We start from the raw sequence: 21781 nt of genomic DNA on the forward strand, positions 1-21781 counted from the left end.
CCAAAGTGCTTGTAAATTCAATGAAACTTTTTAAGTTTCAAACTTAATGTTCTGTGTTTTTATCACTTGTTAAATATCTTCTATAAACGATCATTAATCCTAAAATTCCAAATAGAATTTCGAATGCATAAGGGTTCTTTTTGTCTAATCCAGTATACGGTAAATTCATATTGAAGTTATTTTCTTTATTTGGATTTTCAAATGATTTTTTATTTAATACTTCAAGGTTGTGACGATTATTTTGAACATTAAATTGACTTAAATTTATGCCTAGCGATTTGCTATTTATAGTCGCTTGTTCGTCATTCTCAAAATGACTTGTATTATGCTTATCTTTTACTTGCTCTGCATCCAATGCCTGTTTCTTACCTAATATACTATTACTATCTTTATCATTTACTTTTGTTACTGCTGTGATGTTATCTAATTTAGTCTGTAATCCATTAATATTTGCTGTACCGCTTGGTAAGTTACTTATTTTTCCTTTTGCAATTCGTTTTAATGAATCTAATTTTTCTATTAGTTTGTCTAAATCAGCTTGCTCACTAGGAGTAATCAGACCATCTTTTCTAATCTCTTTTATCTTATTAATGATTTTTGTTTGTGCTGCTTTAGCGTCTGCAATTGCTTTTTTGGCTTCCGAAACTTGTTTTGTATCTAAGACACCATTACTATCTGCGTCGTTCACTTTTGGTGATGTTACAGATGTAATTTGATCTAGTTTTCTTTGTAATTCTGCTTTTCCTGATGTGCCGTTCGGTACTTGGGCTAGCTTATCTTTCGCTGCTTGTTTTTCTTTATCTAATTTTTGAATCAACTTATCGATTTCTGCCTTTTCTTTTGGATTTACTAAGCCATCTGATGTAATATCTGCCAGTTTATTATTTACTGCTGCTTTTGTTGATTCTACTGCTTTGACTGCTTTGCTTATTTTTGAGACTTGTTTTGTATCTTGAACACCATTACTATCTGCATCATTCACTTCTGGCGATGTTACAGATACGATTTCGTCTAATCTTCTTTGTAATTCTGCTTTACCTGCTGTGCCATTCGGTACTTGGGCTAGCTTATCTTTCGCTGCTTGTTTTTCTTTATCTAATTTTTGAATCAACTTATCGATTTCTGCCTTTTCTTTTGGATTTACTAAGCCATCTGATGTAATATCGGTCAACTTAGTATCCACTGCTGTTTTTGCTGATTCTGCTGCTTTGATTGCTTTATTTACCTCTGAGACTTGTTTTGTATCTTGTACACCATTACTATCTGCATCGTTCACTTCTGGCGATGTTACGGAAGTAATTTGATTCAATCTTGCTTGTAACTCTTCTTTTCCTGCTGTGTTGTTCGGTACTTTGGATAACTTGTTTTTCGCTGCTTGTTTTTCTTTATCCAATTTTTGAATCAACTTATCGATTTCTGCCTTCTCTTTTGAATTTACTAGGCCATCTGATGTTACATCTGCTAATTTATTATCCACTGCTGTTTTTGCTTGTTCTGCACTCGTCACTGCTTGCTCTGCTTCTGATAATTGGTCTGTATCTAGCACACCATTACTATCCGCATCATTTACTTCTGGTGACGTTACTGAAGTGATATTATCTAGTCTTGTTTGTAACTCATCTTTACCCGCAGTACCGTTTGGTACACTATCTAGCTTTTCTTTCGCCGCTTGTTTTGCAGTTTCTAATGATTGAATTAACGTGTCTACTTCAGCTTTTTCATGCGGTGTCACTAATCCATCAGGTGTAATTTCAGTCAGTTTAGTATCTACTGCAGTTTTTGCTTGCTCGGCATTTATCACTGCTTCAGTCACTTCGGATAATTGTTCTGTATCTAACACACCATTACTATCCGCATCATTTATCTCTGGTGACGTTACGGAAGTGATATTGTCTAATCTTCGTTGTAACGCATCTTTACCTGTTGTGCTGTCCGGTACAGTATTCAGTTTATCTTTTGCTGCTTGTTTTATTACTTTCAGTCCCAAGATTAGTCTATCGATTTCCGCTTTTTCACCCGGAGTCACTAAACCATCGGATGTGATTTCAGAAAGCTTTGTATCCAATGTTCCTTTTACTTGTTCCACATTCTCTATTATATGAGATGCTATTAATAATTGCTCAGTATCTAATACTCCATTACTATCCACATCATTTACTTCCGGTGATATTACGGATGAGATGCTATCTAGTCTTGTTTGTAAAGTAGCTTTTCCTTCAGTGCCATCCGGTACACTATCTAATTTTTCTTTCGCTGTTTGTTTTGCAGTCTCTAAAGTTTGAATTAACGCATCTACTGCTGCTTTTTCATCCGGTGTTACCAAACCATCAGCTGTAACTTCAGTCATTTTATTATCTACTGCTGTTTTCGCTTGCTCGGCATTTATCACTGCTTGAGTTGCTTCGGACAATTGATCTGTATCTAAGACTCCGTTACTATCCGCATCGTTTACTTTTGGTGATACTACGGATGGGATTTGGTCTAATCTTCTTTGCAACACATCTTTACCTGCTGTTCCGTCATGTACCTTATCTAATTTTTCTTTTGCTACTTGTTTTGCAGTATCTAATGTTTGAATTAACGCATCTACTGCTGCTTTTTCATCTGGAGTCACTAAGCCATTAGATGTGACCTCGGCCAACTTAGTATCTATCGCTGCTTTTGCTTGTTCCGCATCCTCTATTGCTTGAGTTGCTTCAGACAATTGATCTGTGTCCAAGACTCCGTTACTATCTGCATCATTTACTTCTGGTGATGTTACAGATGTGATGTTATCTAATTTTCGTTGTAACTCTGCTTTACCTTCTGTGTTGTTCGGTACACTATCTAGTTTCTCTTGCGCTGCTTGTTTCGCAGTTTCTAATGTTTGAATTAACACATCTACGTCTGCTTTTTCATTTGGAGTTACTAGACCATCTGCTGTGATTTCAGTCAATTTCGTATCTACTTCGGTTTTTGCTTGTTCTGCATTTATCACTGCTTCAGTCGCTTCTGATAATTGTTCAATATCTAACACACCATTACTATCCGCATCGTTCACTTTTGGTGATGTTACAGATGTGATATTATCTACTCTTGTTTGTAAATCATCTTTTCCTGCTATGCCGTTTGGTACGTTATCCACTTTATTTTTTGCTGCTTGTTTCGCAGTTTCTAATGTTTGGATTAACGCATCTATTTCAGCCTTTTCATCTGATGTCACTAAGCCATCGGATGTTACATCTGTCACTTTTGTATCTACTGCCATTTTTGCCTGTTCGGCATTCGTCACTGCTTGAGTTGCTTCAGACAATTGGTCTGTATCTGACACGCCGTTACTATCTATGTCGTTCACTTCTGGTGATGTTACAGATGGGATATTACCTAATCTTGTTTGTAGATCGTCTTTTCCTGCTGTGCCGTTTGGTACGCTATCTAATTTTTCTTTAGCCTTTTGCTTCGCATCTTCTAATGCTTGAATTAATTGATCTACTTCAGTCTTTTCATTCGGTGTTACTAGACCATCCGCTGTGATTTCTGTCAGTTTCGTATCTACTGTTGTTTTTGCTTGTTCTGCATTCACTACTGCTTGAGATGCTTCTGATAATTGTTCTGCATCTAAGATTCCGTTACTATCTGCATCATTCACTTCTGGTGACGTTACTGAAGTGATATTATCTAGTCTTGTTTGTAACTCATCTTTTCCTGCAGTGCCGTTTTGTACACTATCTACCTTTTCTTTCGCCGTTTGTTTCGCTGTTTCTAATGTTTGAATCAACTGATCTGCTACTGCTTTTTCTTCTGGTGTCACTAGACTGTCTGATGTGATTTCAGTCAGCTTCGTATCTACTGTTGTTTTTGTTTGTTCAACACTCGCCACTGCTTGAGATGCTTCTGATAATTGGTTTGTATCTAGCACACCATTACTATCCGCATCGTTTACTTCTGGTGACGTTACAGATATGATGTTATCCAATCTTCTTTGTAACTCATCTTTACCCGCAGTACCATTCGGAACATTGTCTAGTTTCTCTTTTGCTACTTGTTTTGTAGTTTCTAAAGTTTGAATCAGTTGATCTACTTCGGATTTTTCTTCAGGGGTTATTAGTCCATCAGATGTAACTTCTATCACTTTTGATTCTACTGCTGCTTTTGTTCGTTCAGCATTTGTCACTGCTTGGTCTACTTCTGACAACTGCTCTATATCTAACACGCCGTTATTATCTGCGTCTGTTACTTCAAGTGACGTCACGGATGTAATATTATCTAATCTTGTTTGTAAGTCATCTTTACCCGCAGTACTGTTTGGCACATTGTCTAGTTTTTCTTTTGCTGCTTGTTTTGCATTTTCTAATGTTTGGATTAATTGATCTACTTCGGATTTTTCATCTGGTGTTACTAAGCCATCTAATGTGACTTCTGCTAATTTATTATCTACCGCTGTTTTTGCTTGTTCCGCATTTGACACTGCTTGCTCTGCCTCTGACAATTGGTCAGTGTCTAACACACCATTGCTATCCGCATCGTTTACTTCTGGTGATGTTACAGATGTGATGTTATCTAATCTCGTTTGTAGCTCATCTTTTCCTTCGGTACCATTCGGTACATTATTGAGTTTCTCTTTCGCTGTTTGTTTAGCAGCTTCTAATGCTTGTATTAACTGATCTACTGACGCTTTTTCTTCTGGTGTTACTAAACCATCCGACGTTACATCTGCTAATTTATTGTCCACTGCTGTTTTCGCTTGTTCCGCATTCGCTACTGCTTGCTCTGCCTCTGATAATTGGTCTGTATCTAACACTCCGTTACTATCCGCGTCGTTCACTTCTGGTGATGTTACAGATGTGATATTATCTAGTCTCGTTTGTAACTCTGTCTTACCTGCGGTACCATTTGGTACATTATCTAATTTTTCTTTCGCCGTTTGTTTCGCACTTTCTAATGTTTGAATTAATGCTTCTACTTCGAATTTTTCATCTGGTGTTACTAATCCATCCGATGTTACATCTGCCATCTTAGTATCTACCGTGGATTTCGCTTGTTCTGCACTCGCTACTGCTTGGTCTGCTTCTGACAATTGGTCAGTATCTAACACACCGTTACCATCCGCATCATTTACTTCTGGCGACGTTACAGATGTGATATTATCCAATCTTGTTTGTAAGTCAGTCTTGCCTGCTGTACCGTTTGGTACATTATCGAGTTTCTCTTTTGCTGATTGTTTCGCATCTTCTAATGCTTGGATTAATTGATCCACTGTCGTTTTTTCATCTGGTGTTACTAATCCATCTGATGTTACATCTGTTAGCTTAGTAACCACTGTGGATTTCGCTTGTTCTGCATTCGCCACTGCTTGCTCTGCCTCTGACAATTGGTCTGTGTCTAACACGCCATTGCTGTCTGTATCGTTTACTTCTGGAGATGTTGCTGATGCGATATTATTCAATCTCGTTTGTAAGTCAGTCTTTCCTGCTATAACATCTGCTACACTATCTACTTTCTCTTTTGCTAATTGTTTCGCAGTTTCTAATGTTTGTATTAAAGCGTCTACTTCTGCCTTTTCCTCTGGTGTCACTAAACTATCTGAATTAATCTCAGTAAGTTTTGTATCAACTGCAGCTTTGGCTTGCTCGGCATTCGCTACCGCTTGAGTTGCTTCAGATAATTGTTCTGTATCTAAGACGCCGTTACTATCCGCGTCGTTCACTTCTGGTGATGTTACTGATGTAATATCATTTATTCTTTTCCGTAATACATCTTTATTCGTAATTTCGTCCGGTAGAGCGTTTAACATTTGCATTGCTGATGATTTGGCTTTTTCAATATCTACATTCATTTTATCAATTTCAGCTTTTTCAGTTGGTGTCACTAATTGATCTCGTGTTACCTCGACAAGTTTTGTTTCAGCTTGTTGTTTTAATTGTGTTGCTGCTTCTATAGCATCTTCTACTTTTCTTATTTTTGCTTTTTTTAAAGCTTCATTTATTGTATCTGCTACTTCTTGAATATTAACATCTTTGTTAGTAATATTTACGCCTCTTAATACATTTGGATCTAAAGTATCACTTAGAATATAACCAAATAATTTGTCTTTATTCACATCAATATATTGGTTGGCATCAAATGAAATGTAAAATTTAACTGTGCCTCCTGAACCGCCACCTCTATCTGGATCTCCATTTCTACCACTGTCTGGACGTGTATATGAATAATAACCTAAATGATCTTGTTGCAGAATAAGTCTTTGTCTGCCTTCATAAACTGCTATAACTTTTTTTATTTTTCTATTAAGACTATCATTAGGTCTTATTGCATAATTTTCAAATCTGTATGTCCCTCTACCTTTTTCTTTTGACAATTCCATTGTTGCAATTAACGCGTCGCCATCATGTAACACTTCGTCTTTTACGATACCAAAATCATTTTTAGTTACATCATTTTGATTTGTAAACGTATAAATACCTTGATAATTCGGATTATCACGATTAACAGTTAAGTTTTTCATTTTATATAGTAGTTCGTTTATATTTTTAGCTTGGTTCGCTGTAAGTTTTCTATTTCCAGCTACAGAATAATCTCTATTAAAAATTCTGTCATAAGCAGATCTATTATTTTTTAATGAAGTTTGTCTAATAATATTTCTCAAGAATAGCTTTCTTTCTTCTTCGGTTAATTCTTTTCTATTTTTTTCTACTTCATTAAATGCTGTTGTAATATTATCTCCCGCTCTTAGAGAATTATAAGATAATCTAGGCCCAAAATAATGATAATTATTGTGCATGCCATTATAGTATCGATTTCTATCGATACTTCTGACTACTCGAGTTTTTGGAATATATTGCTTTTCTGGTTGTCTGTCATTTTTGAGATCTTTTTCATTCGTACTCAAACTTTTTTCCGCTTCGTTTCTCTCTATATTAATGTTAGACGCTTCAACTTTCATTTCAGTGACTCTATTTCCGATAGATGTCAAATTTTGATTGACTTGTGTTTCATTTCCGTCCAATTTTGATTCACTTTTTATTGTAGTATCCGCTTTTTCGAGTTTTTCGGTACCTTTTGGTTTTATATCTCTATCTGTTTTTTCAGTATCTAATGATTTTATTTCTTCATCATTTTTAATAGTTTCAGGTGTTTTTTCTTGTTTATCTTTTTGTTTATCTGGTTCTTTTACATCTGAATGCTTTGGTTGTTCTTTATTTTCAACAATAGCATTGGGATCAGCTTCTGATTGTTGCTGAGTTATATTAGTGCTATCCTGAATTAATTTTGTATCTTTCGAAACACTTTCTTTTTCTATTTCTTTATTTTCAATTTCAGCTTGAGTTGGTTGCTGTATCGTGTCATTATTTTTTTCTTTTTCTAGTATATTATCAATGTTTGAATCATTTTTTGTATTCTCTATATCTACTTTAGGAGGTGTTTCTTTTACTTCTTGTTGTTCTTTTTGTAAAGTATCAGCTTGGGCTTCTTCGCTGTGGTTAAAAATTAAAAAACTACCTAAAAGCACTGAAGCAGTTCCAATCGTAAATTTACGTATGGAATATCGATTATTTTTCCTAGCCATATACTCTTTAAATATCCTCATTGTTATCTAACTCTCCTTTTCGATAGTAAAATCATTTTTGATATTATTAAATTTAATACAATTCATCCTTCTTAAATCATTATAATTTCAAATTTAATACTCAACACTACTTATAATGCGTCAGTAAAAAAATTGAATTTTTAAGTAAAATAGTGAGATTAAAACGTTTTATCATCAAAAATGATTCTTAATAAACATAAAAAGACACATAAAAACAGCAGTTTTTATGTGTCTTTTATTAGTTATTTATTGTTTAAAGTTTATTCAATACATGTGCTCGCTTTGAATTTTAATTCAAACGCGTTATTGCTAATCCTTCAGTTGGCTCAAAAATTGTCATTTCTTTTTTATTTAATAAGTCTTCTGATAGATGTAATTCAGTAATTTTATTAGAATTATACCATTTAATATAAAATGTGCGTGTCGTTAAATTTAATACGGTGTGATACAACGTATAATGTAACTCATTTTCTTCATCTCTAACTGCACCTTTAGGTATACTCATGATTTCCAATAATTTAAATGCATTAAGTATGTCTTGTTCTGGACTATTTGTTGATTCTTCTAAATAATTTTTCAAGTAAGCAATGCGAATAAATCTCTCTGCTGAAGTATATCCACCTGGTAAGCCATACGTGCCGCCTTCATTTCCTAAGGATTTCAAATTAATATTAGCAAAATTTCTTTCTTTTGGTTTTTGGGGTGAAATGTTTATATAATTCCTTAAATTTTCATAATGCCAATTTAAATCAGGGTTGTTAGTCAAAACGGCAACAGGATTGTCATTAACCACTATTTCACCTTTATTAAAAGTAAGCTCTACTGTTCTACCCGTATCATCAGAAATATGATAATGTAACGGCGGAACTTCAGAGAGGTCATTCAGAGTATGCGCCACAACATTGACAGATTGGGCATTTTTTATTAAATCAGCTATATTTTTGTTATAACCTAGTATCCAATTTATCACTTCATTTTGAGCAATATTCATATAGCCTGCTTTAGTTTCATTTGCGTAAGAAGCGTAGCCTCTGAAATATTGTACTGAAACGCCAATACCATGCTCATTAACACCATCTCCAAATAAAAAACCTTCCATATCACTGCCTGAACCTACGAAACCATATAATGTTTCACCTTTATACTCTACACGTGATTCCCAGTAATAGTGACGTGGTTGAACTGCTGGATTGCCTTTTAATTGATAAACAAAATCCATTGTTCGACCTAATATAGCTTGATGATTCTCAGACATAAATGAAAAACCTGTACACATTGCTTATACGCTCCTTTAATAGCACTTTACTATATCTATTTTTGTCTTCATTATGATTGTAATTAACTTTATATCATAATAATAGCAATTCGCTTAAATTTCAGGAAATAGTTATGCTATCACAATATTAAATTATATATTCATGAACTCTACCGCTAGCTAGTGATTTTTGCACATCGATGACACGCTGATTTAATGAACCTTTATAAGGTAAATTGGGTTTGTATAAGTGATGAATGAAAGGGCCGTCCACGAGTACATCTATATTCTTTAATAATTCATTTCTTTGAGATTGATCATTCTTTAAGTATTCAAATAAAAACCCTGTCCATACCCATAAAGTTTTTTCATGACCAAAACGTTGTCTAAATGCATGAGCACATTTGAGTGTTATGTCTAAGTTGCAAAATGGCTCCCCGCCTAAAATGCTTAAACCTTCTATATAATTCGGTTCAAAATTTTCTATTATTTCTTTCAAAATTTCATCATTAAATTTTTCACCATATTTAAAATTTTGTGCTACTTTATTATAGCAATTTAAACATGCAAATGGACATCCTGAAACATATAAACTACATCTCACACCTTCGCCATCTACGAAACTTTGCGACTCTATTTTGGCAATATAACCTTGTCCATTTATGATATTTAATATTGTCATATCGATTGATCTTTCATATGTTTTACTCTTGCACAAATTTCTTTATGTCTACCTTCGATTGTAGGACGTTGCACTGGATTTCCTAAATAACCACATGTGCGTTTTACCACATCTACGGTTTTAGGATCACTGTTTCCACATTCCGGACACTGATATCCTGATGGGGTTGTTTTAAAATCGCCTTTAAAATCACATAAACGACAATGATCTATAGGGATATTTGTTCCTAGATAACTGATTTTGTCATATGAATAATCCCAAACCGCTTCTAATGCTTTAATATTATGATCTAATTTTGGATATTCACAATAATGTATGTAACCACCGCTAGCATAAAATGGATAATCTTTTTCAAAATCTATCTTTTCAAAAGGTGTAATATCTTTTCGCACATCGTAGTGGAACGAATTTTGATAATATCCCTTGCTCGTAATATCTAATATATCGCCGAACTTTTCTTTATCTAATCTACAAAAACGATCTGTTAAAGACTCACTTGGTGTACTATAGATACTGAACCAAATATAGTAGCGTGCTGTCCATTCTAATTGATAAACTTTCATAGCTTTTAATATTTGAAGCGTAAATGCTTTACCTCTTGCTGTTTTTTCCCATTCAGGGCCATAAAACACTGTAGCTACCTCATACAAACCTATATAACCGATCGACAGCGTGGCACGTTTACTTTTAAACAGTGACATTACACTATCTTCATCACTTAAACAATGTTTAAAAGCACCATTTTTATATAAAATGGGGGCGTTATCAGGCGTAGCTTGTTCCATACGTTTAATGCGATAAACTAATGCATCGTGCATAATTTGCATTCTCTCATGAAATATTTCCCAGAACTTTTCCATATCACCATTTGATTCTATAGCTATCCTAGGTACATTAAGCGTAACTACACCTAAATTACATCTTCCATTATTTTCTGCTTCACCTTGCTTATTTTTCCATTCTGGTAAAAAAGAACGACACCCCATTGGTGCTTTAAAATCACCTAAAATTTCTACTGTTTTATCATAATTTAATATATCTGGGTACATTCTTTTTGTAGAACACTCTAACGCTAATTTTTTAATATCATAATTAGGGTCATCTTGACTAAAATTCACCCCTTTTTTAATGGAAAAAACGAGTTTAGGAAAGATGGCTGTAATACGATCTTTTCCGAGTCCTTTTATTCGTGTTTTTAATATAGCTTGTTGAATTTTTCTACTATATTCATCTATACCTAGACCAAAACCAAGCGTGACAAATGGCGTTTGTCCATTTGAAGTATAAAGTGTATTTATTTCATATTCTAAACTTTCAATTGCGTCATTAATATCTTGTGTAATTTGATAATCAACATAAGCATCAATATGTGTATCCTCAACAAATTGTTGCGCTAATTTTCGATGTTTTGCTTCATTATATTTTACGTAGTCACTTAATAATTCATCTACTCTATCAATGGTACAACCCCCATACTGACTACTAGAAACGTTAGCGATAATTTGAACTAGCTGAGCTGAAGCTGTTTGAATTGATTTTGGAGATGTTACAGATGCATTGCCAATTCGAAAGCCATGTTTCAACATGTTTTTAGCATCAATCAAACAACAGTTAGTGAGTGGTTGAAAAGGGTGATAATCTAAATCATGGAAATGTATATCACCACTTTTATGTGCCTCTGCTATATGTTTAGGCAATAAGTAATCTAAAGCATATGATTTGGATACAACACCTGCTGTTAAATCTCTCATCGTAGAAAAAGTAGCACTATCTTTATTCGCATTTTCGTTAATAACTGTAGGATCTTTTGTAATGAGTTTCGTCAAATCTTGTTCTAATTTATTCATTTTACCCCTTCTTTTCTATATATTGTATATAAAAATAATTTAAACCACAATATATAGTGTTTCAATATTAAGAAAGGCTGTTAACAAATATGTCATAAACTTGTTACGATTTAAGAAACATTAATTTTCATTCTAAAATTTTTGCTTTTGAGAAATGTAAACGTCCTATTTTATGCTTTTAGCAAAATGCGTATATAATGCATGCGCTTGTGCTTCATCTTCTAACCCATAAACATTCATACGACCATCTTTAAATAAAGTAATATCGGTGTCGTTATAAGCAAGTAATTTAGCAAAACTACTTGCTTTTTTAATTTTTGCAGGGAGATAATGCGCATATTCAAACATTTTTTCATCGAAACGAAGCAAAAATGTATCGCCACATTGAGACTCTACGTTTGTACGCTGAGGTCGATTAAGTAAATCATATTGCTGATGTACGCAAATACTACAATTGTCATTTTTAAGTTGGTTGATATTCACTGTATGATACTGAATTGAAAAAGTATCTATCGTTATTAATTTTTGAGAGAATCCAGCTACTGTTAGCCAACGTAATAATTCTGAGACTTCCATGCTAGCTACTTGATATATGACTGTAGGCAACACACCATTAATAGAACAACTTTCTGCAGATTCAGGTATTTTATCGAGCACACATTTTAAACATGGGCCTTTATAATCAATGCCATAAATGGTGCCTTGGCTTCCAATTGCAGCCCCATAAATCCAAGGTATCGAAAATTTATGGCATGCTTCGTTAATTAAATACCTAATTTTAAAATGATCCATGCCATCCATGACGATAGCAGGATTAAATTTTCTCAAAATGTGTTCAATGTTGGTGCAAGTTATTTCTTGGTATAATGCGTTGATTTTAATATTAGAATTTATATCTAATAAATGCTTTTTTAATGCTTCTACTTTAGGTACCATCATTTGTGCATCATTTTCAGTATAAGTGGCTTGCCTATGTAAATTTGATATTTCTACAATATCCATATCAATTATTGTAAGTTCGCCAACTCCCATACGTGATAATATTTCTGCACAATGACTTCCTAACGCTCCGGCTCCTACGATCATCACATGTGTTTGTTCTAGTTTACGCTGACCATTTCTTCCAAAATTTTTATAACGTATTTGACGAGAATACCTTTCCATCATAAAAATCCGATTCCTTCTGTTGGACTTGAAGCTTGAGCTGTATACTTAACTGGTATTCTTCCTGCCTGATAACTCATTCTTCCTGCTTGAATGCCCAACTTCATAGCTTCTGCCATCTTCCCTGGATCTTTCGCACTTGAAATTGCTGTGTTTAATAGAATGGCATCTGCACCTAATTCCATAGCATGACATGCGTCTTTTGGTGATCCTACACCTGCATCGACTATTACAGGTACATTGGCACGTTCAATAATATAACGTAGATTTAAAGGATTATTTATTCCTCTTCCAGTACCAATAGGTGAAGCTAGTGGCATAATTGCATGCACACCTAATTCTTCTAGACGTTTGGCAAGTACAACATCATTTGAAATGTAAGGACACACTGTATAACCTTTTGCTAGCAAAACTTTGCATGCCTCATATGTTTCTAAAGGATCGGGTAGTAAGGTTTCCTGATCACCTATCACTTCTACTTTAATCATGTCACAAAGATTGGCGTGGTTAGCAATTTCTGCAATTCTTATCGCTTCCTCAGCTGATGTTGCTCCAGCAGTATTAGGAAAAGTAACAAAGTTCGATAAATCAACTTTTGCTAAAGGATTAGGTAATTTTTCATCATATAAGTTCATTCGACGCACTGCAAAAGTTAAAACCTCTGTTTCAGACGCATTTATAGCTTCCTTTTGAATGGCTTCTGTTTCAAATTTACCAGTTCCTAATAACAATCTTGAATTGAATTCAAATTTTCCTATTTTAAACATCTTATCCGCCTCCTACAAATTCTAGTAATTCTAAACAATCTTTATCATTAACGATATAATCTTGAAATTGGTTTTGTTTAATTAATTTTTTATTATGTTCAACAATCACTCTCTTTTCGTCTAAACCGAGTGTTTGTAATATTTCTTGTATATTTAAAGGATTTTCAAATGTGAAATTATCACCATTAATAACGCAATGCATCATGATTCATTCCTTTCTCACTTATTGATAAGTAAATAATTAATCTTATGTTGCTTCATAGTTTAACCATGCTCTGTGTAAGGCTTGTACTGTTTTTATCGAGTGATTAAATATTGATATACCTGCGATACCTTGAAATCCCTTAGGTAAATGAGACATCGTTTTTAAATTAATACCACCTAATGCGACTACAGGAATATCACTTTTCAATGCATCATTGATCTCAATTAATGATTTGGGTGCTAACCCTTTTTTAGACTTTGTTTCAAATACGTGCCCATAAAGTACAAAATCCAAATTTAAATCCTCTGCATATTGAATCGCCTGGCGACTGTGCGTAGACATACTTATTTTTATGTTTGAACAATGTTGTTTTAAAGCACGGATTTGCTCATCATTTTCTCTAAAATGTATACGTGACAAGTCGCAAGATTGGAGTACATGATAATCACTGTGAATAATAATTTTATCTTTCGGAAAATGCCGTTGCTTTAGTTGGTTTATCCATTCTATCGTCTCAGAAGTACACATCGGTGATCTGACGATTAGGTAATCTATATAAGGTTCAATTTCGCAATAATTAATGCTATCTTGCTTGGTTAATTTATGATAACTGGTAATCGCAATAATCACTATAATCACTCCTAAAATAAAAAAAACGTTATTTTTCCAAATAGGAAAAATAACGTTAATGTGAACGGACAAATATGGTTTATAACGCCACTTTTCCTACGCCAGTACAAACTGGATCAGGTTCAAGGAATTCTAGCGTATCACGCTAGTCTCAGCCCTTTTATCATAAAGGCACTTCCAGTGGTTAAACTTAGCTCTATTTAATTAATGTGAATTTTACAATTAATTCATGTTTAATTTAACGTAAAAACTGTATTTTTTCAACCTTATATATTTTCAGCTTATTATTTTCTAGGAAATATCATGACCAATCATGCATGATTGTTGCTATATCATTATTTTAGTGAGAGATTTTTAATAATTCCTTTGTTATTTCTTTAGTCTCATCGTAAATTTTTTGGTATATTGCAAAATATTTCATATATTGCATATGACGTTCTGCACTAGGTTCAAATACTTTATCATATTGAATAAATTGTCGAACCATTTCAGCGACATCATTAAACCACCCTACACCTTTTGCTGCTATCATCGCTGCACCCATACTTGGTCCTTCTTCATGCTTTAATTTATATACTCTAGCGTTAAAGATATCTGCTTGTAACTGAAGCCAAAAATCACTTTTAGCCCCACCACCGATAGAAATCATTTCTTTAATTTTTTTATCATTTTTACGTAAATAATAGATAGATTCATATAATGCAAAAGTGATGCCTTCAATCACAGCACGAGCCATATCTTTATTATTATGCATATGACTTAAGCCAATAAAACTTCCTCTAATTTGACTATCACCATGGGGTGTACGTTCTCCCGATAAATATGGTGCATATATTAAACCACTACTCCCTAGAGAAGATTGTTTAGCTTCATCCAAAATTTGACTATAAGTTAAGCTTGGCGTAATGTTTTTTTGAAACCATTTTAAACTATCGCCTGCAGCTAATATGACACCCATTGCATAAGATTTTTGAGGGAGCACATGATTAAAGTGATGTATATTGTGACCATAAGTCCCTGTATTCTCAGAATCACACGTTAATATGACACCAGAAGTACCAATACTACATAGTGTATCTCCCTCACTAATAACGCCTGCTCCTAATGCGCCACAGGCATTGTCTCCGCCCCCAGCATATACTGCAACATTTTTATCTAAACCTAATTCCTCTGCAATTGAAGTATTAAGGTACCCTACAAAATCTTGTGATTCAATTAATTTTGGACAAAGTTGGTATACACCATAATAGTCACAAATATTTTTATTCCAACACTTATTTGCTATATCCATTAACAATGTGCTTGATCCGTCAGAATATTCCATATTTATCGTATCTGTGAATTTAAATCTCACATAATCTTTAGGCAGTAAAAAGACATTTGCTTTGGACCAAATCAACGGTTCATTTTCTTTAACCCATAACAACTTCGTTAACGTAAAGCCCTCTAAAACAGGGTTATCCATGACATATTCACCAAATTGTTGTTTTATTTGTTCACACTGAAATGTGGATCTTGTATCATTCCATAAAATGGCATTTCTTAGTGGTTGAAATTGATGGTCAAGTAACACTAAACTATGCATTTGACCAGAGAATGATATACCTTTAACCTTCATACCAGTAACTTTTCCGAATTCAATAAGTACTTTATACAATCTTTAGAGGCTTCATACCAATCTTCTGGATTTTGTTCACTAAAACCTGTTTGTTGATTAATAACATGAATTGGTTCACTAGTAACATCTAAAACGTCACCTTTTTTATTAATAGCAATGGCTTTAACAGAACTTGTACCGATATCTATGCCTAATACAATCTCTTTCACATATACCATCCTTTAATTTATAGTTATTTTTTATCTATTTATTTTCAATGTCATTCACGTTATATTTATAGCACAATATATTTAAAAATAAAAATTGTATTTATAAAGAAAATATTTTCAGTTCAATTGTCATACATCAAACAAGTAACAACAATGAATGATATAACATTTTATGTTGAGATATGTAATGATACTGTTTTCAATGTTTTAAAATGCATTAGCTATTTTTAAGTTCATACAAATTTATTACAACTAAAACAAAAAAGCACTGAGATATTTTTTCTCAGTGCATAAAAGTATAAGTAATGATAATGGATGTAACCTTTTAAATTTCTAAAATAGTAATTTAGAAGCGTAAATAACAACCACCACAGTAATTGAACTTAATAAAGTAGATAAAAAGACAAGCTCTGCTGCAAGTTCTGGGTGATTGTCATACTCTTGAGCAATCACAGAACTATTTACTGACGTCGGCATTGCTGAAGCGATAAACAAAGTTTGCGCAATAACGCCTTCAATACCCATGATTTTTATAATTATTAATGCGATGACTGGTCCAATCACTAAGCGTACAAATATAAAAACATATGATAATGACCACTTGAAAGTAAAGTTTATATTGGCAATTTGTGCGCCTAACATAATTAAAGCAATTGCAATCATCGCATCCGCTACATAGTTAGCTGGCGTCCAAATAAATTCTGGTATAGTGATATTAGTATAATTTAATATAATTGCAAACAGCAAAGCGTATAATACTGGCATTTTAAAATAACCTAACATCGCTTTCAATTTTCCAATTTGTGCAGATTGTATTGCGAAAATACCATATGAAAAAGTGAAAATATTTTGTAATGATAAAACGATGACTTGTACTGACATCGCTAATGGATCACCCTTGAACACTAGATCATTGACTGGCACACCATAGTTTCCAGAATTAAAAAATAATACACTATTGGTTAGCGTTGTAGCCTCGCCCTTACCTCTTTTGTTTACTAAAGTTAAAACTTTACCCACTATATATAAAAAAATGATGTATATTATGAAAAACACTACTATATACAATAATAAACGTAGTTCAAAATTTGTTTTATAAAATTTTACAAAAATAAATCCTGGAACAAACACATAGATATTTAATTTAGCTAAAGTCTTTAAATCTAGAGTGAACTTTTTCTGTAAGATAAATCCCAATGCTATCATTATAAAAATAGGTAATAACACACTCTGTAATATATAAACCATTTCACTCATCCTAGAACACTCCCTCGTAAGAAACTTTAACACTAGACATATTCATTTGTATTTAGCTGAATTTAGATATCTGATTTTTAAAACTATGTTGTTTGTATACTTTAAAAATATAAAAATTAGGAGTGAAATAAAAATTGATAAATTAGAAATCAATTTCTTATTTCAACTCCTATATCGTATCAATAAAAATTCTAAATTTTACTAAGATTACACTATTTTAATTTGCACATCATTTAATGGATTTACTTTATTATTTAAAAGGGATTTATAACAATAAAATAATATATCATTCGTCTTTTCGGTTGTCTTCATCGCTATTAGTAGTATTATTAATCTGCTTTTGTTCATCGCTATTATTTTCTTGCTTTCTTTTGTTTCGTTTTTTTTCTTCCAAAATTGACATAACTATAAAACCAACAACTAATAACGGTGTAAGTATACCAATCATCATCATCATTTAGCTCACCTCATTCGTTCATTTCAATTTAATGTCTAAATTAACCTTTACTATCAATTTACATGTTTTTGTTACCTTCCTCAATAGAACAACCTATTTTATTATATTTTAATTTAGTTTAATAATTATCTCTATTCATTTTCCACTTGATATAACACCAATTCGTGTTCGACATTCTACTTTTTGGTCGCTTATCTGTCAGAAATGTTATTTAGTTGCTCATATTACATCTTTAATAAAAGCTAAAAGACTTAACTATATTGCTAAATCATAACGATAATTACCAAATTAATTGCCATAATGAAATGCTGAACATATTTTCAATTATTTAATACTTCAATATTTTCACGAATTGTTCGAATTTATTACTATTTTAGTGCACCATAATAGAATATATTATAAACAGATGCAAAAATTATCCATTTTTTTAGTTTTAGAATTTTATTTTATTATAATTACGCAACATTAATTGACTTATTAATTTTAAAAAGAGTACTATTTAAATAAATGAAATTAAATTTAAGTATATCTACATTTCTTGAACGAATTTATTGTGTACGCTCTTAAGACCTTAATACTTAATCTGATTCTCATTTTACTATAAATCATTGCCTATTTTACTAGCTAGCATTTAAGGAAAGGAGGGGTTTAATGAATTATAACCAAATCATTTATGATGAAGGTGATAAATTAGAACATTTAAATACACCTAACTTTTCTAATATATATTTAGTCATTTCAGGTATGATTCATTTCCAAAAAGTAAAATCAAATTTTATATTTCATCGAGGAGATGTATTTGTAGTATATGATTTTGAAGAAAACCTCATTATTCATCGAGAAGGTATGCTTGCTTGTATTTCAGTAAATAATTTAAGTTATCATCGATTCACCTTAATAAATCAGGAAAACCTTCTAGAAAAATATAAATTAAATAAATTGATTACTGAAACCTATATTACAACTTTAAAAAATATTTTAGAAAACAATTCATTTAATGGAGACATCGGTGTTATTAAATTAATCAATTACCTCAATTCATCTCAAGCAAATATATATGGACAGTTGACTTACTCAAATAAATTAATTAAAAATGTTGTAGAATATATTAACCAACATTACAAACAACCATTAACGCTTAATTTAATTGCCAAAAATTTTTACGTAAATAGTAGTTATTTGTCTAGGGAATTTTCAAAAAAAATGAATATTTCGTTAATCAAATACATTAAAAAAGTTAAAATCTATAGTTTATCTAGAGAGTTATTAACAAATGGCAATAGTGAATCAATTTGGGTAGACTATGGGTTCCGTTCATACAATACTTATTTGAGAGATTTCAAAAATGTGATGCAAATGACACCTAAAGATTTTATAAAACAACATTATTCTAAAAGTACAAATACAAAGATAGAACCACATCAATTATATAACCAGCTCCAATTAATTTTGGATACGATTAAATCTGAATAAAATACAAAAAATCCAAGTTTACCTATCAAAGGCAAACTTGGATTACGAATTAATATTTATATTTATTATCCTCATCATCATCGGAATAATTTTCTTTGATTTTTTGTTGTTCGTTCTCTTTTTGATCTTCGGATAATACAAATGAGTTATTATGTTCATTTACTTGTGATCCATCTTTGATATAGGGATTTGCATCATCTTCTTCATCTCTACTATAAATTGCTTTTTGTGGCTTTCTCACAAGTAACATAATACCTGCTACTAACCACAATATTGCGGTAATCCAATTACCAATTAATGAAATAACACCAACAATGATTAACAGAATACCAGCAGCTTTTGCTTTTTTACCAATTAACACTGCACCGATGATTGCTACTATAAGTAGCACAATAGATAATATAAGACCTGCAGTTACCAATCCACTTAACATATTAATAACCGCTTCTCCATTTTCATATGTGATCGAACTATCGTCTTCCATCATTGCTTGTATCATTGCATTTTTATTGTCACCATTTCCAACTAATGGTAAGAATATCGCAAGTACAATTACACCTAGTAGTTGTATACCAATACCAATCCAGGCAAGTATACGTTCAGCTGTTCTTTTCATTATGTGTCACCCCTAATCAAAAATTTATGTTTTTTAGTTAAGATCTGTTTAGAATTATATCATTTAGTATACGCATCCTGTTGCTACAAGTCCATGTATAACACATTTAATTTCCTAGGTAATTATTTACTTTTTCTAAAAGCTTCATCTATTCGTTCCAATTGATTTACAAAATCTTCTATTTCTTCAAGTGAAAATTGGTCACCTAAGCGATTTTTTACTGATTCTGTCATTGCAGCAGTCGCTTGCTTTAAAAATGTTTCACCTTCTAAGCTTAATTGAACTAATTTTATTCTTTTATTATTTGAGTATGCTCTTTGAACATAGCCCATTTCTTCAAGTTTACCTATTCTTTTTGAAGCAGCTGTTTTAAATATATTTTGCAGCCCAGCCAACTCATTAATCGTAACTTGACCTTTTGTTTGAATAATTCTCATCGCTTCAATTTGTTCTCTTGAAAGTAAGTTTGTGAGAGACGATTCGTTCACCATTTCAATAATTTCTTTGTTTAAATACAACATCATTATTTGAAATTTGGTTATCGCTTTTTCAATCGATGCATCTACATCATTCATAATCTTATCCCCCTTTATAAATTACTTAAATTCGATAGAAAGTGGTAACTTATCACGCTTATTAAACCATAGTAGAACTAAATATTGTAAAATCATCATTACGACTATGATACCGATAAGTAAAGCTACAACAAATCCAAAGTCAAAGTGACCTGCATTAGTAAATATCGCTTCTCTGTATCCTTGAATAGCGTAAGACATTGGTGAAAATGGATGTATCCATCTATAGAACGTTGCAGAAAGTTCTATTGGGAACATACCTTCACTTGCACTTAATTGTAAGATTAAAAGAATCATTGATATAAATAGTCCTATTCTATCTAAGAATAATGTTAGGAACGATGTGATTGTAATTGCTGCAATAGCCCATAACAATCCTACTAATATAAATTTCCAAACATTACCAACTGACATGTTAAACACAAATAATACCCAACTGCTCATAAATAATGCAGACAACGCACCTTGAACGATATATAATGCAAATTTCCCTAAAGCTTGTCTCATTGAAGTTGTAGATTTATCAATCGTTTTTCTCAATGGATAAATAGCACTAAACGATAATGCGCCAACAAACAAACTTACACTTGCCATATAAGGAACAATCGTTGCACCATATTCATCAGCATTCGTCGGATTATTTTCTTTTACTTTTGTAACATCATTGAGTGCTTTTTCATTTTCGGATTCAAATGATACATTATTTTGTTGACTAACTGCATCATCAATTTTTGATTTTAACTCATCGTTATTTGCTTGAAGTTCTTTCAGTCCATCTGTTACCTGTTGATTTCCTGATAATAATTTTTGAGCTGGTTGACCTACCATTGGTGCCATTTGCTGAATACCATCTGTCACTTGTTGATTACCATCAATGAGTTCTGTTTCTGCATCAGACATTTGTCCTAATGCTTCTGATGTATCTTGATAACCTGATTGTGATTTTTTAGCACTAGCGAATAATTCACTCAAATAGTTAGATCTTATATTATCTTTTATAGATTCAGTCACTGTATTAATAGCTGAGTTTGCAGATTGACTACCAGTATAACTAGAACCAGGATTTACCTTAGTTTCAAGATTTATTTTTTTAGGGTTTTCATCTAAAATTGTCGTTGCATTTGATGAGGCATTTTTGGGAACAATAATAGTTCCTACACTTTCACCTCTATTCAATTGTTTATTCGCTTCTTTTTCAGAAACGACTTGAAAATCAAACTTATCATTATCTTTTAATTTATCTACTAAATCATCGCCAATAGTAATATTTTTATTATTAAGCGTTGCTTTTTCATCGTGGTTTACAACAGATATTTTTAGATTTTCTGTCTTATCGTATGGATCCCACATTGAACCAACGAACAAAGCCACGTATAGCAATGAAATAAGTGATATTGCAATCAAAGATACCACTAACATTTTATTTTTAAATATAAATTTAAATTCATTCAACATTTTT

14 protein-coding genes, 1 pseudogene and 1 riboswitch are annotated in these 21781 nt (G+C 32.3%); of the genes and pseudogenes, 1 reads left to right on the forward strand and 14 read right to left on the reverse strand.

Going from position 1 to position 21781, the window contains the following annotated elements; translation table 11 throughout:
- Nucleotides 1–43: 43 nt before the first annotated feature.
- The 11 genes and pseudogenes from KA926_RS06800 to KA926_RS06850 form a co-directional block, all read right to left on the reverse strand.
- Nucleotides 44–7567: a GA-like domain-containing protein gene (locus tag KA926_RS06800; RefSeq protein ID WP_210143964.1), complete on the reverse strand. Its 7524-nt coding sequence runs from the start codon at nucleotides 7565–7567 to the stop codon at nucleotides 44–46.
- A 289-nt stretch (nucleotides 7568–7856) separates the two neighbouring features.
- On the reverse strand, nucleotides 7857–8843 hold the full coding sequence (locus KA926_RS06805) for a choloylglycine hydrolase family protein (protein ID WP_210143966.1): 987 nt from the start codon (nucleotides 8841–8843) through the stop codon (nucleotides 7857–7859).
- A gap of 127 nt (nucleotides 8844–8970) precedes the next feature.
- Nucleotides 8971–9504, reverse strand: a complete 534-nt coding sequence (gene nrdG, locus KA926_RS06810; protein ID WP_210143967.1) for an anaerobic ribonucleoside-triphosphate reductase activating protein — start codon at nucleotides 9502–9504, stop codon at nucleotides 8971–8973.
- Nucleotides 9501–11351 (reverse strand): anaerobic ribonucleoside-triphosphate reductase, encoded by a 1851-nt coding sequence (gene nrdD / locus KA926_RS06815; RefSeq protein WP_210143969.1) that lies wholly within the window; start codon nucleotides 11349–11351, stop codon nucleotides 9501–9503. The genes nrdG and nrdD overlap by 4 nt, the downstream gene beginning before the upstream one ends.
- A 165-nt stretch (nucleotides 11352–11516) precedes the next feature.
- Nucleotides 11517–12515, reverse strand: coding sequence for a HesA/MoeB/ThiF family protein (locus KA926_RS06820; RefSeq protein ID WP_210144079.1), 999 nt, complete (start codon nucleotides 12513–12515; stop codon nucleotides 11517–11519).
- Nucleotides 12515–13282 (reverse strand): thiazole synthase, encoded by a 768-nt coding sequence (locus KA926_RS06825; RefSeq protein WP_210143971.1) that lies wholly within the window; start codon nucleotides 13280–13282, stop codon nucleotides 12515–12517. The genes KA926_RS06820 and KA926_RS06825 overlap by 1 nt, the downstream gene beginning before the upstream one ends.
- A gap of 1 nt (nucleotide 13283) precedes the next feature.
- Nucleotides 13284–13484 (reverse strand): sulfur carrier protein ThiS, encoded by a 201-nt coding sequence (gene thiS, locus KA926_RS06830; RefSeq protein WP_019469161.1) that lies wholly within the window; start codon nucleotides 13482–13484, stop codon nucleotides 13284–13286.
- A gap of 45 nt (nucleotides 13485–13529) precedes the next feature.
- Nucleotides 13530–14117: a thiamine phosphate synthase gene (locus KA926_RS06835; protein ID WP_210143973.1), complete on the reverse strand. Its 588-nt coding sequence runs from the start codon at nucleotides 14115–14117 to the stop codon at nucleotides 13530–13532.
- 75 nt (nucleotides 14118–14192) lie between these two features.
- Nucleotides 14193–14306, reverse strand: a riboswitch (TPP riboswitch).
- 151 nt (nucleotides 14307–14457) lie between these two features.
- A pseudogene (gene xylB, locus KA926_RS06840) lies at nucleotides 14458–15944 on the reverse strand (xylulokinase).
- A 333-nt stretch (nucleotides 15945–16277) separates the two neighbouring features.
- Nucleotides 16278–17201: an AEC family transporter gene (locus KA926_RS06845; protein ID WP_210143974.1), complete on the reverse strand. Its 924-nt coding sequence runs from the start codon at nucleotides 17199–17201 to the stop codon at nucleotides 16278–16280.
- Nucleotides 17202–17487: 286 nt separating this feature from the next.
- A complete protein-coding gene (locus tag KA926_RS06850) occupies nucleotides 17488–17658 on the reverse strand; it encodes a hypothetical protein (RefSeq protein WP_157947983.1) in 171 nt (56 codons plus the stop codon).
- A 651-nt stretch (nucleotides 17659–18309) separates the two neighbouring features.
- Between KA926_RS06850 and KA926_RS06855 the strand changes: the two genes are divergently transcribed.
- On the forward strand, nucleotides 18310–19131 hold the full coding sequence (locus tag KA926_RS06855) for an AraC family transcriptional regulator (RefSeq protein WP_210143976.1): 822 nt from the start codon (nucleotides 18310–18312) through the stop codon (nucleotides 19129–19131).
- Nucleotides 19132–19180: 49 nt separating this feature from the next.
- On the opposite strand, the gene KA926_RS06860 is transcribed toward KA926_RS06855, so the two are convergent.
- The 3 genes from KA926_RS06860 to KA926_RS06870 form a co-directional block, all read right to left on the reverse strand.
- Nucleotides 19181–19747, reverse strand: a complete 567-nt coding sequence (locus tag KA926_RS06860; protein WP_019469167.1) for a DUF4064 domain-containing protein — start codon at nucleotides 19745–19747, stop codon at nucleotides 19181–19183.
- Between the two features lie 122 nt (nucleotides 19748–19869).
- Nucleotides 19870–20322, reverse strand: coding sequence for a MarR family winged helix-turn-helix transcriptional regulator (locus KA926_RS06865; protein WP_210143978.1), 453 nt, complete (start codon nucleotides 20320–20322; stop codon nucleotides 19870–19872).
- Between the two features lie 21 nt (nucleotides 20323–20343).
- Nucleotides 20344–21777, reverse strand: a complete 1434-nt coding sequence (locus KA926_RS06870; RefSeq protein WP_210143980.1) for a YhgE/Pip domain-containing protein — start codon at nucleotides 21775–21777, stop codon at nucleotides 20344–20346.
- Between the last annotated feature and the right edge of the window lie 4 nt (nucleotides 21778–21781).

The organism is Staphylococcus sp. GDY8P94P (genome assembly GCF_017892255.1).
Taxonomy (GTDB): Bacteria; Bacillota; Bacilli; order Staphylococcales; family Staphylococcaceae; genus Staphylococcus; species Staphylococcus cohnii.

Excerpts from the sequence above, each read along its gene's own strand:
- KA926_RS06800 (WP_210143964.1), bottom strand. The coding sequence starts at position 7,567 with ATGAGGATATTTAAAGAGTATATGGCTAGGAAAAATAATCGATATTCC.
- KA926_RS06805 (WP_210143966.1), bottom strand. The coding sequence starts at position 8,843 with ATGTGTACAGGTTTTTCATTTATGTCTGAGAATCATCAAGCTATATTA.
- nrdG (WP_210143967.1), bottom strand. The coding sequence starts at position 9,504 with ATGACAATATTAAATATCATAAATGGACAAGGTTATATTGCCAAAATA.
- nrdD (WP_210143969.1), bottom strand. The coding sequence starts at position 11,351 with ATGAATAAATTAGAACAAGATTTGACGAAACTCATTACAAAAGATCCT.
- KA926_RS06820 (WP_210144079.1), bottom strand. The coding sequence starts at position 12,515 with ATGGAAAGGTATTCTCGTCAAATACGTTATAAAAATTTTGGAAGAAAT.
- KA926_RS06825 (WP_210143971.1), bottom strand. The coding sequence starts at position 13,282 with ATGTTTAAAATAGGAAAATTTGAATTCAATTCAAGATTGTTATTAGGA.
- thiS (WP_019469161.1), bottom strand. The coding sequence starts at position 13,484 with ATGCATTGCGTTATTAATGGTGATAATTTCACATTTGAAAATCCTTTA.
- KA926_RS06845 (WP_210143974.1), bottom strand. The coding sequence starts at position 17,201 with ATGAGTGAAATGGTTTATATATTACAGAGTGTGTTATTACCTATTTTT.
- KA926_RS06850 (WP_157947983.1), bottom strand. The coding sequence starts at position 17,658 with ATGATGATGATGATTGGTATACTTACACCGTTATTAGTTGTTGGTTTT.
- KA926_RS06855 (WP_210143976.1), top strand. The coding sequence starts at position 18,310 with ATGAATTATAACCAAATCATTTATGATGAAGGTGATAAATTAGAACAT.
- KA926_RS06860 (WP_019469167.1), bottom strand. The coding sequence starts at position 19,747 with ATGAAAAGAACAGCTGAACGTATACTTGCCTGGATTGGTATTGGTATA.
- KA926_RS06865 (WP_210143978.1), bottom strand. The coding sequence starts at position 20,322 with ATGAATGATGTAGATGCATCGATTGAAAAAGCGATAACCAAATTTCAA.
- KA926_RS06870 (WP_210143980.1), bottom strand. The coding sequence starts at position 21,777 with ATGTTGAATGAATTTAAATTTATATTTAAAAATAAAATGTTAGTGGTA.